This window comes from Bacillus sp. CHD6a (assembly GCF_001293645.1).
In the GTDB taxonomy this organism is placed as follows: Bacteria; Bacillota; Bacilli; order Bacillales; family Bacillaceae_I; genus Sutcliffiella_A.
In genome coordinates this window covers 77,921-92,487 of sequence record NZ_LBMD01000008.1, presented here as the reverse complement: position 1 = coordinate 92,487, position 14,567 = coordinate 77,921, and the positions used below count along the sequence as shown (strand labels likewise).

Below are 14,567 nucleotides of genomic sequence, written 5' to 3'. Positions count from 1 at the left end.
TGACTCTAGAGGTCCTCTTACATTATATACTTATAACTAGTCAATTCCCTCTAAAATACTGAGCCAACCCCTGATAAATAGCAGTGGATGCACGTTCTTGGAAATCACCGGAAAGGACAGTTATTTCCTCTCCTCGGTTACTGATATACCCAAGTTCTAAAAGTAGGGAAGGTTGCATGCTTTCCCTCAATACCAAATAGTTTTCTTGTCGTGTCTCTCTGTCTCGTAAATTTGTAAATGATACAAGAGAGGAATGTACACTATCCGCAAGATCCTGATCAGAAGGGGCATAATAGTACGTAGTGGTTCCAGTAACGCTTGAATCATCAATACTATCATAATGGAGGCTCAAAAAGACATCTGCGCCATGATAGTTCGCCATTTGTGGTCTAGAATGCAAAGGGACCGATGTATCGGACATTCTAGTCATATACACTGTGGCGCCTGCAGCTTTGAGTTTGTCTTGTAAAAGAAGAGAAGTTCGAAGTGTCAGGTCCTTCTCATACGTACCTTGCACACCTATTGCTCCCACATCTCGTCCCCCATGACCAGGATCGATGACTATTACCTTATTGGATAAATATTGTTCAGCACCAGCTCTTTTTACGCTGGTCGCGTTTCCTTTGGTTGCCACAATCCAGCCAGCGACATAGCCTTCCGAACCGTCTTGCAGCTTTATTTTATACCAGTTATCTTCCAATCCTACTATAGAGAATTCTTCTCCTTCGTCTGCTCGCAATATCACTTTGGAGTCAGTGGAAGGCGCACTTCTAATATTGGTAGCGTCATCAACGATTACAATGGTTCCGTCGCTGCTTGTAGATGAGGGCGGGGATGAAACACCGCTTTTTTCAAGAAACCAACCAGCAATCCATCCTGTCTTCCCGTTGTCATATTCTATTTCACACCAATTATTTCTCTCACTGATGATCATAACAATTGTACCTTCTGGAAGTTGCTCTAACACTTTACCGTTAAGAGTGGGCTCACTTCTTACATTAAGGCCGGCAACTTTAATGGTTGCTTCCACTTTTGGAGAACCTGAATTTTGTGTGTCTAAAGGGGATTTTATGATGTTTGCGTAATCACTATGTATCCAGCCTACCGTCCCGTTGAATGAGATATTCAGCCAATCTCCACGAATGGCAATTACCTCTACCTGATGACCACTTGATAATGTGCCAAGCACTTTGCTTTGGGTCGTAGGTTCACTCCTAATGTTCAACCCGTCTGTTGTGATTGTGGCACTTTGGCCTCCCGTTTCTTCCGTTTGTTCTGTTTCTTCTGGAGTTTCAGCCTGTTCTTTCTTCTTTTTAGCAAGAATGGTTACAAATTCTTTTGCTACCCAACCTTCTACTCCGTCTGAATGTACTTTTACCCAGTTTTCATTTTCCTCAAGATATTGCACGGCTGTCGCATTTGCATGCAGGAAACCGACTACAGAGAAATTTGTACCAGGACCTGATCGGACTCGAAGGTCATCGGTCAGAACTTGTACATTGGCCTCATCGCTTGATCTTGATGCAGTAGAGCGAGCGCCCTCACTGCTTTCTGTTACAAGAAAGGATGCCACCCACCCAGTTTTGGATGAAGTGATTTGAATCTTCAGCCATTCCCCTTGGCTCTCTACAACAGGGTAGGATTCACCACGTTGGACTTTGGAAATGATGGTACTATTTGCATCCGGTGTTTCCCTCACGTTCAATACATCGGTCGCAACTACGACCGTCCTGTTTGCTTGTACATCGGAAGGGTCCAAAAACGAAAAGATGGTAGAAAATAATAAAAGTGCAATAAGAAAAATATGTACTTTGTGACCCAAATTTTGTCCTCCTCATTTATAGTTCAAACGTCTTTTTCTACAAAAGTGAAAAAAATTCCTGCTATTTTTGAAAGAAACAGCCAAAAAAGGGACAGGATAGATACTAGTGTAGCAAAAAAGGAGCGTAAAAAGATGAAATTTAGTGAAAAACATAATCGTGCATATGGAAGTAGAGATGTTTTTGGGGTGAGTTTTCATGATTTCATTGAAAAAGAGAAAGATTCTACATACGTGGAACTCGCATCAGAGTTCGGTATTACGATGCGCGATGTTAAGTCATTAAAAAAACAATTGAACCGAATTCAATAAAGCCTTGACAATTTGATTTGAAAGTATATATACTAGCAAGTATCTTACATAACAACTAGTCGCGTTAATGGACTAAAATACTAGATACCGATGATGGAGAACAGTAGTTGGGAAACACTTGGAAAGAGAAGAGATGCCCTGGGCTGAAAGCATTTCCCCTTGATGACCTAATGAATGAACACTCCGTAGGATCCGCTCTGAAAAAGCATGAAAACAGGTGTTTGCTGCAAAACTAAAGCAGCAGACCATGATAGTGCTCTATTAGGAGATGGACGTTGCAGGCGTTAACTGCTTGAGTGGAAGTAAACCATAGGCACACAGCATCTCCATAACATGCTAAGCCTTCAAACTACTTCAATTAGGGTGGCACCACGGGACATACAACTCCCGTCCCTTGTTTAGAATCTAAACAAGGGACGGGAGTTTTTTATATGTAAAACGCTTTATTGTTGTAACGAATTAACGTAGAGAGGGTCAGACCCCTCTTTACCACTTTAAATAACGAAAGAGGGGTCTGACCCCTTTATAAGGAGGAACCGTAAATGGCGATTCAGATACCGCGTGGTACACAGGATATTTTACCTGGTACGGTGGAGAAGTGGCAGTATATTGAGGCGAAGGCGAAGGAGATTTGTGAGTTATATAATTATAAGGAGATTAGGACGCCGATTTTTGAGAGCACGGAGTTGTTTTTAAGAGGTGTTGGGGATACGACGGATGTAGTTCAGAAAGAGGTTTACACTTTTGAAGACCGAGGTGGCAGAAGTCTTACGCTTCGTCCAGAAGGAACAGCTGCAGTGGCGCGTTCTTATATAAACAACAAAATGTTCGGTTCACCTACGCAACCGACAAAACTTTATTATATTGGCCAGATGTTCCGTTATGAACGTCCACAGGCAGGGCGTTTCCGTCAATTTGTTCAGTTCGGTGTCGAAGCGCTTGGAAGCAATGACCCATCCATTGATGCAGAAGTAATTGCTCTAGCAGTGGAATTATATAAAAGTTTAGGTCTTAAAAACTTAAAAGTTGTGATCAACAGCTTAGGTGATAAGGAAAGTCGTCAGGCTCACAGAGATGCGTTGATCAATCACTTCCAACCAAGAATCAACGAGTTCTGTGGTGATTGCCAAGGACGTCTCGAGAAAAATCCTCTCAGAATCCTTGATTGCAAGAAAGACCGAGATCATGAATTAATGGCAACAGCACCATCTATTCTTGATTATTTGAATGAAGAGTCCAAAGCCTATTTTGATAAAGTGGTAGCTTATCTTTCTGCTCTTGGCATTCAATATGAAATCGACCCAAACTTGGTACGAGGACTTGATTACTATTACCACACAGCATTTGAAATCATGAGCACATCAGAAGGTTTCGGTGCCATCACAACCTTATGTGGTGGAGGACGCTACAACGGGCTCGTTCAAGAAATTGGTGGACCAGAAACACCTGGTATAGGATTTGCATTAAGCATTGAGCGCTTAATATCTGCTATGGAAGCAGAAAATGTGAAGTTTCCATTTGAAGATTCCATTGATTGCTATGTGGTCGCACTTGGAGACAAAGCAAAAGACACTGCAGTAAAGTTGCTTTTTGATTTAAGAAAAGCAGGGGTTGTAGCAGAAAAAGACTATCAAGATAAAAAGTTAAAGGCACAATTCAAATCGGCGGACCGCCTGCAAGCAAAATATACCATCGTATTTGGTGATGATGAGTTAGAAAAAGGCGTTGTCTCTATCAAAGAAATGGAAACAGGCGAACAACAGGAAGTTGCTTTTGCAGAAGCGGTAGCATACCTATCAGCAAAGAAAAGTGGGGAGAGATAAATGATGCAAGGTAGAACATATAACTGTGGCGAAGTACCACAAACATCCATCGGTGAAACAATTGAATTAAAAGGTTGGGTACAAAAGCGCCGTGACCTTGGGGGTCTTATTTTCTTAGACTTACGTGACCGTACAGGACTTGTGCAGATCGTTTTCAATCCAGACGTTTCCGCTGAAGCTTTGAAAACTGCTGAAAGTGTACGTAACGAGTACGTTTTATATATTAAAGGAAAAGTGGTTGCACGTGACGAAGCAACAGTGAACCCTAACTTAAAAACAGGTGCTATCGAAGTGCATGCAGAAGCAATGGAAGTCTTGAATGCCGCGAAAACACCACCATTCGTATTGGATAACAAGACCGAAGTGAACGAAGACATCCGCCTGAAATATCGTTACCTGGATCTTCGCCGCCCTGTTATGTTTGACACGTTGAAAATGCGTCATGATGTAACGCGTTCCATACGTGAATTCTTGAACGAGCAGCAATTCATGGAAGTAGAAACGCCTATTTTAACGAAAAGTACGCCAGAAGGAGCTCGTGACTACCTGGTACCAAGCCGAGTACACCCAGGTGAGTTCTACGCGTTGCCTCAGTCTCCGCAAATCTTTAAACAACTATTAATGGTTTCCGGCGTGGAACGCTATTATCAGATCGCCCGTTGCTTCCGTGACGAGGACCTTCGTGCTGACAGACAGCCCGAATTCACACAGGTCGACATTGAGACTTCCTTCTTATCACAAGAAGAAATTATCGGCATGATGGAAGATATGATGAGAATGGTAATGCAAAATACGAAGAGTGTGGAAGTTCCAGAAAAATTCCCTCGTATTACGTATCAGGAAGCCATGAACAGGTATGGATCTGACAAGCCTGATACTCGTTTTGAAATGGAACTTGTTGACCTGTCCGAGCAAGTTGTTGACTGTGGATTCAAAGTGTTCAGCGCAGCTGTTAATAATGGAGGTCAAGTAAAAGCAATTAATGTAAAAGGTGCAGCAAGCAAATATTCCCGTAAGGACATTGATGCCTTAACTGAATTTGTTGCTGTTTACGGGGCTAAGGGTCTGGCATGGTTAAAAGTAGAAGCAGAAGGCTTGAAGGGACCGATTTCAAAATTCTTCAATGAAGAAGAACAACAAGGATTCAGCCAATCTCTAGACGCCGCAGAAGGGGACTTGATCCTATTTGTAGCAGATAAAAAATCTGTTGTTGCGGATGCATTAGGCGCTCTTCGCTTGAAGCTTGGAAAAGAGCTTGGTCTGATAGACGAAAGCAAATTTAACTTCTTATGGGTAACGGACTGGCCGTTACTAGAGTACGATGAGGAAGCAGGCCGCTACTTTGCTGCTCACCATCCATTCACGATGCCAGTTCGTGAAGATCTTCCAATGCTTGCAACAAACCCAGCGGAAGTTCGTGCTCAAGCCTACGATTTAGTTTTGAACGGATATGAGCTAGGCGGAGGATCTTTACGTATTTACGAACGTGATATCCAAGAAAAAATGTTTGAAGTTCTTGGTTTCAGTAAAGAAGAGGCAACAGAGCAGTTTGGTTTCCTTCTAGAAGCATTTGAGTATGGAACTCCTCCACATGGTGGGATCGCGCTTGGATTAGACCGATTGGTGATGCTGTTGGCAGGAAGAACAAACCTTCGTGATACAATTGCATTCCCTAAAACGGCAAGTGCAAGCTGCATCCTAACAGAAGCGCCAAGTCCAGTTGCCGGTGCGCAATTAGACGAGTTACATTTATCGCTAGCTGATAAAAAAGAGTAGATTTTCCTATACGGTAGAAGTTGAAAATCAATACCGTGTGTGTTAATATTACTTCAAGAAGTCGCAAGTCCTGATGTGTTCGTCGTATAACCTATTGTTTTGACCGAACAATAGATTATACGGGAGCTCAGAGTTTTCGTCGCTGCGTAAATGCCTTCCTTGTTGAGGACTTACTACACGCATGAAACAGAGCACCCACCTGCTGTGAGCGGGGATCAAAACGAAGGCATCGACGACGGCACGATTGGGACTTGCCTACATACGGATCAAAAACCGGTATTTCGCTTTATTGCGGGATGCCGGTTTTTTTGTGTCTATTATAATGAAGAGTTAATTGCCGTATGACTCCCTGATAAGGTGGGGGCCCGTCAACATTGTCCTCATAGGTGTTGTATGACTCCCTGATAAGGTGGCAACCCGTCAACATTGTCCTCATACGTATCGTATGACTCCCTGATAAGGAGGAACCCCGTCAACATTGTCCTCATAGGTGATGTATGACTCCCCGAGACGATGAAATCCCGTGAACATTGTCCTCATAGGTATCGTATGACTCCCTGAGAAGGTGGGAACCCATCAACATTGTCCTCATAGGTATCTTATGACTCCCCGAGACGATGAAATCCCGTCAACATTGTCCCAATAGGTATCGTATGACTCCCTGATAAGGAGTAACCTCATCATCATTGTCTTAAATTTCCAAAACGAACAAAAAAAACAACCCTCACTCCAAATGAAGGTTGTACCACATTTAACTTTTATCTCGCCGACTTTCTGTACCCCTTTGCCTGCGCCTCTTCTTCTGTATGAAACCATTCGACTGGAGTCGTGCGGTCATAGAAAACGCCGCCTGGAACGTGATAAATGTATTCACCACGAGCATTCTTGTTTGCTTTTATTAATGGGGGAGCCTCTTCCTTTACTTCTCGTTTCAACTCATCTTTTGAAGTCAGATCTTCATTTTCAACAGAATCCAACGAGCTTTGTTTGGCTTCTGCTGAAGTACTGCGCTCACTTTCTTGTGTTTTCTCCAATGTAGCAGCAATCGCTTCCAATGTTTGCTTTACTTGAAAAGATGTTGTTTCCCTTGCCATTAACTGTTTATTCGTTTTGTTTAAGCGAAAGATTGTTACTAAACCACTGCCAATAACTAAGAAGTAAGATAAGGCCTTTAAAAGATTCTTCAATACAAACTCCCCTCTTTCAATAAAAAATAATATTCAGTTACTATTCCCTTCATTATAAGGTATTGAAACCCAATTCGTAAAAAAGAAAAATTCCTATCCGACTACTTGCTTTTCACGCAAAGTATGTTATATTCGATTTCGGGTACAATCTTTAAAAGATGATAAAAATGAAACAAGCGATAAATGGAGTTGATATGCAGTGTTACACCAATTTTCACGTAACGAATTAGCAATAGGAAAAGAAGGTTTAGAAACCCTTAAAAATAGCACGGTTGCAGTTTTAGGAATAGGCGGGGTAGGTTCTTTCTCAGCAGAAGCGTTAGCACGTTCTGGCGTCGGCCGCCTAATTTTGGTAGATAAAGATGATGTGGATATTACCAATGTAAACCGTCAGATTCATGCACTTATGTCCACGGTGGGTCAACCAAAAGCGGACCTAATGAAAGCACGTATTCAAGATATCAATCCTGACTGTGAAGTAATTGCATTGAAAATGTTTTACACCGAAGAAACGTACGAGGAGTTTTTCAGCTACGGCTTGGATTATGTGATTGATGCGTCAGATACAATTTCTTATAAAATTCATCTAATGAAAGAGTGTTTAAAACGCAAGATTCCAATGGTCTCCAGTATGGGAGCGGCAAACAAAATGGATCCAACACGCTTTAAAATGGCGGATATCTCTAAAACGCATACAGATCCAATTGCAAAAGTCATCCGCACACGCCTTCGTAAAGAAGGTATACACCGTGGAATCAAAGTAGTATTTTCAGATGAAAGCCCAATTGTCATTCGTGAGGATGTTCGTAAAACGGTAGGAAATGATAATGCAGAAATTCGCAAAGCAAAAATGCCACCTTCCTCCAATGCATTTGTTCCTTCTGTAGCGGGACTTATCCTTGGCGGGTACGTAATCAATGACATATTGAAAGATGTAAAAATTCAACGTGTCGGTGGAAAACAATAATAAAAAGAACAAGGCCTCGTCAACTCATGACGAGGCCTTGTTTTCAGTTTCACATCACTTCATCTTGCACACTGTTGCCGGTCAATCTTCTTGCCCGGTCCATGATCTGGACAAGCATTTCATAGTCTTCGTTTATCGCAACTTGTTGTTCTTCTAAATTCTTAAGCTGCTTTTCAAGGGATTGGTTTTTCTGTTTGAGTAATTGATTCTCTTTTTGAAGCCTGTCACTTTCCAACTGCAACCGATAATCGGAATTCTGGTGTTGATGGAAATGTTGCAAAAAGTGAATACATTCCTCAAGAGTAATGGAAGGAGGTGCCGCTACAGTTGCTTTTTCTTTTCGCACTGGAAGCGGTGCGTATTCTTCATCTTCTTCCATTTCGTATTCAAATGGCAGGCTAACCTTTTCATTAGCATCTAATTTTGGTGCAGGGAGCCATTCCATTTCTATTGGTTGATTGCTAGCTTTCTTTTCTGTAACAGATTCGCTTTTTTGTTGTTGTTTTGCTAGCTTTTCTTGCGCACGCTTTTTCTCTTTTCGTTGTTTCTTTGCTATAGCTACAGCAGGTTCATATTTTTTTCTGACTTCTGCATTCCATCTGAATCCACATGCTGCCGATGTTCTATTTAAGGCATCCCCTACTTCTTCAAAAGCTGCAAGTTGTGTACCACCATCTCTTATGTATCGTAAAACAGTCTCAGCAAGCAATAAATCATCTTCATGGGACCATGCATCTTGTCTTACTTTCATTCAAATCCACTCCTTAAAACGGTCGTTTTCTACCATCTTTTCCAGAAAAGACGAAGAATATACAAAGTTTACTAGATTAACATAAAAAATAAGGGGGAAACGCGTCCCCCTTATCTTTTCTTCTTCGTTTTTTCATATATTTGACCAAGGGCAGTTTCGAATTTGCTCGTGTCTTTAGGTTTATAATAGGATTTATGTTTCAGTTTGTCTGGTAAGTATTGCTGAGCAACCCATCCGCTAGGGTAGTCATGTGGATATTTATATTCAACCCCTCTGCCTAATGCGGCTGCACCTTTATAATGTGCGTCCTTCAGATGGGCAGGAACTTCGCCTACTAATCCTTTTCTGATGTCAGTCAAGGCTTCATCCAGGGCTTTATAGGCGGAGTTTGACTTGGGAGAGAGGCAAAGTTCAATAACCGCATTTGCCAAAGGGATCCTTGCTTCTGGAAATCCAAGTCTTTCTGCCGCTTCTATAGCAGAGAGAGTTCGTGCACCTGCTTGTGGATTCGCAAGACTAATATCCTCATAAGCAATGACAAGCAGCCTTCTTCCTATGCTAACCAGGTCGCCAGCTTCAATCAAACGGCCTAAATAATGAAGAGCTGCATCCACATCACTGCCGCGAATGGACTTTTGAAACGCAGATAAAACGTCATAATGCCCATCCCCGTCTTTGTCATGATAGAAGCTTTTCTTTTGCAGGCATTCTTCAGCTGTTTCAACCCCAATCAGTATTTTTCTATCATCATTTGGAGTAGTAGAAAGTACGGCTAGCTCCAATGCATTTAACGCAGAGCGAACATCTCCCCCGCAACCATTCGCAAAATGCTCCAATGCTCCGTCATGCAGTTCTACTTGATAGTCACCTAAACCTCGTTCATCGTCTTTCAACGCCTGCGTGATGACTTGTTTGATTTCCGCTACAGACAAAGGATGGAGCTCGAAAATTTGGCATCTGCTTCTAATGGCAGGATTAATGGCATGATAGGGGTTGCTCGTGGTTGCCCCAATTAAGACAATTCGTCCATTTTCAAGGTGAGGCAACAGGAAGTCTTGTTTTGCCTTATCAAGTCGGTGTACTTCATCTAAGATAAGGATGACCTTGCCTGACATCTTCGCTTCTTCTGCCACTATTTCCATGTCTTTCTTATTATGTACCACCGCATTTAATGTCCGGAATGCATATTGTGTACTGCCGGCAATGGCTGTGGCGATGGACGTTTTTCCTATCCCAGGTGGTCCGTAAAGAATCATAGAGGAGAGATGTTTTGCTTTTACCATTCTTTGAATGATTTTCCCTTCTCCTACAAGATGCTCTTGACCTACCATTTCATCTATGGTGCGTGGCCTCATCCGAAAGGCCAGTGGTTTATTGTTCATTTAAACACCTTCCTGCGTGCAATGACATCTAGTGTCCTATCCCCACTGTACCATAATTAGCATCATGCATTAAAACAAAACAGACAAAATGTAAAACCTTTGAAATTATGCTATAATAGGATAGATTTTAAAAAGAGACAGAAACGAGTAAAGACAGAAGGGTAGAGGCTGCATGCAAGGAGAGCGGAGTATAGTCAGAAGGTTGTTTTTGGCAAAATGGGCCATCTATTTTGTCGGACTGTTCATTATGGCCTTTGGAATTGTTTTAATGATACGTGCTGACTTGGGCAGTGCGCCATGGGATGTCTTTCACATTGGACTTTTCTATCAAATCGGGCTCACGATTGGTACCTGGTCCATTATTGTGGGTTTTTTTATTTTGATGATTTCTACTATGATTACGAAAAAGCTGCCTCCATTAGGAGCTTTCTTGAATATGCTGATGGTTGGTATCTTCATTGATTTGTATATGATGATCCCACAATTGCACACACCAGACCTGTTTATCGGGAAGCTTACCATGCTCTTGTTAGGTGTAGTAATCATCGGAGTTGGAATTGGTGTCTATATTTCCTCCCGTTGCGGTGCAGGGCCAAGAGATAGCCTAATGATAGCCTTGACGGAAGTGACAGGTTGGAAAGTGCAATATATTAGATTAGGAATGGAATTAGTAGTATTATGTTTAGGTTGGCTGTTAGGTGGACCTGTCTTTATCGGTACCATACTATTCAGTCTTACTATCGGGAGCATCGTCGGCCTGACGCTGCCTGCCTGTCAAAGGGCAACGGACTCATTACTTGATAAAATTCAACATAAAAAAGATAAAGAGGTAACTTTTCAAATATAGAAATTGAATAGAAAGAGTAGAGGTGTTCGGAGATGAAAATTTCAACCAAAGGACGTTACGGATTAACGATAATGATTGAACTCGCAAAAAATGTAGGAGAAGGTCCACTTTCGTTAAAAACGATTGCCCAAACGCACGACCTATCGGAGCATTATTTAGAGCAATTAATCGCACCTCTTCGTAATGCTGGACTAGTAAAGAGTATAAGAGGGGCTTATGGTGGTTATATTTTAGCAGATGAACCAACGAAAATTACGGCTGGGGATATCATTCGCGTTCTCGAAGGCCCAATTAGCCCGGTTGAAGTAATTGACGACGAAGAACCAGCCAAACGAGAGTTATGGATTCGGATCCGTGATGCGGTTAAAGACGTATTGGATAGTACAACACTTGATGATTTGGCCAATTATGAAGGCGGAGATCAAGAAGCATACATGTTCTACATTTAAGAAGTGGAACAAGGAAACATTAACTAGTAAGAAAGGAGGCGTCCTCATTGAAACAGATTTATTTAGACCATGCGGCAACTTCACCCATGCACCCAGCTGTCCTCGATAGTATGCTTCCTGTCATGAGAGAGGATTTCGGAAATCCTTCTAGTATCCATGCATTTGGAAGAAAAACAAGGCACCTTGTTGATGAAGCAAGACACGTTGCAGCCACTTCCATCGGAGCGAGAGAGACAGAAATCATTTTTACAAGTGGCGGAACAGAAGCGGACAACTTAGCCATAATAGGAGTTGCTCGAGCAAACAGAACGCGTGGTAATCATATCATTACAACGAAAATTGAACACCATGCGGTTCTTCATACATGTGAACAATTAGAAAAAGAAGGATTTGAAATAACGTATTTGCCTGTCGATCAACACGGACAGATTACATTAGCTGATTTAAAAGCTGCACTTACCGATCAAACCATTCTTGTCACCATCATGTATGGGAATAATGAGGTAGGCTCGGTTCAGCCTATTAACGAAATTGGCGATCTGTTGAAGGCACATCAAGCTTATTTTCATACAGATGCTGTACAGGCTTTCGGGCTTCTTCCTATCCATGTGGAAGAACAAAGCATTGATTTTCTTTCCATTTCCTCCCATAAAATTAACGGTCCTAAAGGAGTTGGCTTCTTATATGCAAGGTCTGGGACAACATTCTCCAACCTGACCTATGGCGGCGAACAAGAACGCAAACGACGTGCAGGCACCGAAAATGTAGCTGGGATTGTCGGATTGAAAACAGCGATTGAAATAAGTATGGAGCAAGCAAAAGAAAAAGTAGCATTGTATAACAGCTTTAAAGAAACAATGCTACAAGTTTGGCGCGAAGAAGATGTGTCTTACGAAGTTAACAGCGGTTCAGAAGAAACATTACCGCATGTGATGAATGTATATTTTCCAGGGACCAATGTAGAGTCCTTATTGGTTAACATGGATTTGGCAGGTATTGCAGTGTCAAGCGGATCCGCATGTACAGCAGGTTCCATCGATCCTTCCCATGTCCTAGTAGCCATGTTCGGAAAAGACTCAGACAAAATTGCTTCCTCAATCCGCTTCAGCTTCGGACTAGGAAACACAATCGAAGACATCACACACGCTGCCAAAGAAACAGCCAAAGTAGTAAAAAGGCTAACACGAAATAAATAAAATAGTCCATTATATTCACCTGTTGCTTGGAGTGTAAGGAGTGAGACTCCAGCGGGGGGAAGCGGTAGCTTGAGACCCCGCAACGAAGTGAGGAGGCTCAAGCACCGCCCCGCGGAAAGCGAACTCCTGAAACGTAAAGCAACAGAGTTATACAAATTTTATAATTAAATACGGGGTGATCAAGATGACAAAAGCACCAAAAGATACCCGTGTAGTAATAGGAATGTCTGGTGGAGTAGATTCATCCGTAGCTGCCCTTCTCTTAAAAGAACAAGGCTACGATGTAATCGGTATTTTCATGAAAAACTGGGACGACACCGATGAATTCGGAGTTTGCACTGCAACAGAAGACTACAATGATGTCATTCGCGTCTGCAACCAAATCGGTATCCCTTATTACGCGGTAAATTTCGAAAAACAATACTGGGACAAAGTGTTCCAATATTTCTTAGATGAATACAAAGCAGGACGTACACCAAATCCTGACGTAATGTGTAACAAAGAAATCAAGTTCAAGGCTTTCCTTGAGCATGCATTGGACCTAGGTGCTGATTATTTAGCTACAGGTCACTATGCGCAAGTGGAATTTCGCGATGGTGAATACAAAATGCTACGCGGGCTTGATGACAACAAAGACCAAACCTATTTCTTGAATCAATTGGGCCAAGATCAATTATCTAAAGTAATGTTCCCGATTGGGAATATCGAAAAATCAGAAGTTCGAGAAATTGCTAAACGTGCAGGCCTTGCAACTGCTACGAAAAAGGACAGCACGGGAATCTGCTTTATTGGGGAACGCAATTTTAAAGAATTCCTGAGCGGATACCTTCCTGCGCAACCAGGCAACATGTTGACCATGGATGGAGAAGTCAAAGGAAAGCATGACGGATTGATGTATTATACAATCGGACAGCGTCAAGGACTCGGGATTGGCGGTAGCGGTGACCCATGGTTTGTTATCGGAAAAGATTTGGAAAAGAATGTCCTTTATGTAGGGCAAAGCTTCCATAACGAATTGTTATACTCCGATTCTATCACTGCAACAGATATCAGTTGGGTGTCTGATAATCCACCAGCCGATGGTACAAAATGCACAGCTAAATTCCGATATCGTCAAGCAGATAACAAAGTGACGATTCAGCACTTGGAAGATAATAAAGTGAGGGTTATCTTTGATGAACCGATTCGAGCGATTACTCCTGGACAAGCAGTTGTCTTTTATAATGGTGACGAATGTCTTGGTGGGGGAACGATTGATCATGTGTTCAAAAACAACGAAAAACTTTGGTATGTAGGATAAAAGTGAAAACCTCGATTCCATAAGGAATGGAGGTTTTCTCTATGATATACTAAAAAGACTGATTAAATGGATGAGGTGTATTACATATGAAAGATAATAATGCATTAGGTATTCAATACCTTCAAGAAGGAAAATACGAGGAGGCACTTTCAGCTTTTTCAAAAGAGATTGAAGAAAATCCGGATAATGCGGTAGCCTATGTGAATTTTGGAAATGTTTTAAGTGCGGTTGGTGAACTTGAGAAAGCGATGAAGTTTTTTGAACGTGCGCTGGAAAAAGACGATGGAATCGGAACTGCTCATTATGGGCTTGGAAATGTCTATTATCAGCTTGAAAAATGGAATGAAGCAAAAGACCAGTTTGAACTAGCGATGAAAAAAGGAGTTAATGACAGTGATATCTTCTTTATGTTAGGGATGACCTTATTGCAATTTGAACAGCCAAAGCTTGCGCTGCCATATTTTCAGCGTTCAGCGGAACTAAAACCTGAAGATGCAGAGGCAAGATTTCAATATGGACTTTGCTTAGCAGGACAAGGTCTGATTAAAGAAGCGACAATGGAGTTCAAAAAGGTAGTAGAATTAGATCCAATGCACGCGGATGCTTATTACAACTTGGGTGTTGCTTATGCTTACCAAGAAAACAGGGAAAAAGCGTTGAAGAATCTGGATAAAGCATTGGACGTACAGGCAGATCACATGCTGGCTGCACATGCGAAAAAAATTCTGACAGAAGAAAACTAGGGAACGGAGGGAAAT

General features: G+C 41.9%; 13 protein-coding genes and 1 other RNA gene. 10 read left to right on the top strand and 4 right to left on the bottom strand.

Going from position 1 to position 14,567, the window contains the following annotated elements:
- Nucleotides 1-40: 40 nt before the first annotated feature.
- Entirely contained in the window at nucleotides 41-1,822 is a 1,782-nt protein-coding gene (locus tag AAV98_RS08615) for an SH3 domain-containing protein (RefSeq protein ID WP_060665148.1), read from the bottom strand.
- A gap of 132 nt (nucleotides 1,823-1,954) precedes the next feature.
- Here AAV98_RS08615 and AAV98_RS08610 point away from each other — a divergent pair, with 132 nt between their 5' ends.
- The 4 genes from AAV98_RS08610 to ssrS all read left to right on the top strand — a co-directional run bounded on the left by AAV98_RS08610 (nucleotide 1,955) and on the right by ssrS (nucleotide 5,985).
- Nucleotides 1,955-2,131 (top strand): hypothetical protein, encoded by a 177-nt coding sequence (locus tag AAV98_RS08610; RefSeq protein WP_060665182.1) that lies wholly within the window; start codon nucleotides 1,955-1,957, stop codon nucleotides 2,129-2,131.
- A gap of 542 nt (nucleotides 2,132-2,673) precedes the next feature.
- A complete protein-coding gene (gene hisS, locus AAV98_RS08605) occupies nucleotides 2,674-3,954 on the top strand; it encodes a histidine--tRNA ligase (RefSeq protein ID WP_060665147.1) in 1,281 nt (426 codons plus the stop codon).
- 3 nt (nucleotides 3,955-3,957) lie between these two features.
- On the top strand, nucleotides 3,958-5,730 hold the full coding sequence (gene aspS / locus AAV98_RS08600) for an aspartate--tRNA ligase (RefSeq protein ID WP_060665181.1): 1,773 nt from the start codon (nucleotides 3,958-3,960) through the stop codon (nucleotides 5,728-5,730).
- Nucleotides 5,731-5,794: 64 nt separating this feature from the next.
- Nucleotides 5,795-5,985: non-coding RNA, 6S RNA (gene ssrS / locus AAV98_RS08595), on the top strand.
- A gap of 503 nt (nucleotides 5,986-6,488) precedes the next feature.
- On the opposite strand, the gene AAV98_RS20565 is transcribed toward ssrS, so the two are convergent.
- Nucleotides 6,489-6,917 carry a sunset domain-containing protein gene (locus AAV98_RS20565; protein ID WP_060665146.1) on the bottom strand — a complete coding sequence of 143 codons (429 nt, stop codon included), beginning with the start codon at nucleotides 6,915-6,917 and terminating at the stop codon, nucleotides 6,489-6,491.
- Between the two features lie 199 nt (nucleotides 6,918-7,116).
- On the opposite strand from AAV98_RS20565, the gene AAV98_RS08585 reads away from it, so the two are divergent.
- The gene (locus AAV98_RS08585; RefSeq protein WP_060665145.1) at nucleotides 7,117-7,884 is read left to right on the top strand and encodes a tRNA threonylcarbamoyladenosine dehydratase; all 768 of its coding nucleotides are present in this window, start codon (nucleotides 7,117-7,119) and stop codon (nucleotides 7,882-7,884) included.
- Nucleotides 7,885-7,933: 49 nt separating this feature from the next.
- Here AAV98_RS08585 and AAV98_RS20820 read toward each other — a convergent pair whose 3' ends face one another.
- Together AAV98_RS20820 and AAV98_RS08575 are read right to left on the bottom strand one after the other, a co-directional pair.
- The gene (locus AAV98_RS20820) at nucleotides 7,934-8,635 is read right to left on the bottom strand and encodes an RsfA family transcriptional regulator (protein ID WP_060665144.1); all 702 of its coding nucleotides are present in this window, start codon (nucleotides 8,633-8,635) and stop codon (nucleotides 7,934-7,936) included.
- Between the two features lie 110 nt (nucleotides 8,636-8,745).
- A complete protein-coding gene (locus AAV98_RS08575) occupies nucleotides 8,746-10,017 on the bottom strand; it encodes a replication-associated recombination protein A (RefSeq protein ID WP_060665143.1) in 1,272 nt (423 codons plus the stop codon).
- 172 nt (nucleotides 10,018-10,189) lie between these two features.
- On the opposite strand from AAV98_RS08575, the gene AAV98_RS08570 reads away from it, so the two are divergent.
- From AAV98_RS08570 to AAV98_RS08550, 5 genes are all read left to right on the top strand, one after another.
- Nucleotides 10,190-10,864, top strand: a complete 675-nt coding sequence (locus tag AAV98_RS08570) for a YczE/YyaS/YitT family protein (protein ID WP_060665142.1) — start codon at nucleotides 10,190-10,192, stop codon at nucleotides 10,862-10,864.
- A gap of 32 nt (nucleotides 10,865-10,896) precedes the next feature.
- Nucleotides 10,897-11,313 carry a cysteine metabolism transcriptional regulator CymR gene (gene cymR, locus AAV98_RS08565; RefSeq protein WP_047969452.1) on the top strand — a complete coding sequence of 139 codons (417 nt, stop codon included), beginning with the start codon at nucleotides 10,897-10,899 and terminating at the stop codon, nucleotides 11,311-11,313.
- A gap of 47 nt (nucleotides 11,314-11,360) precedes the next feature.
- Nucleotides 11,361-12,509: a cysteine desulfurase family protein gene (locus AAV98_RS08560; protein ID WP_060665141.1), complete on the top strand. Its 1,149-nt coding sequence runs from the start codon at nucleotides 11,361-11,363 to the stop codon at nucleotides 12,507-12,509.
- 184 nt (nucleotides 12,510-12,693) lie between these two features.
- Nucleotides 12,694-13,809, top strand: coding sequence for a tRNA 2-thiouridine(34) synthase MnmA (gene mnmA, locus AAV98_RS08555; RefSeq protein ID WP_060665140.1), 1,116 nt, complete (start codon nucleotides 12,694-12,696; stop codon nucleotides 13,807-13,809).
- Nucleotides 13,810-13,895: 86 nt separating this feature from the next.
- Complete coding sequence (locus AAV98_RS08550; RefSeq protein WP_060665139.1) at nucleotides 13,896-14,552, top strand: tetratricopeptide repeat protein; 657 nt, start codon at nucleotides 13,896-13,898, stop codon at nucleotides 14,550-14,552.
- Nucleotides 14,553-14,567: the final 15 nt, after the last annotated feature.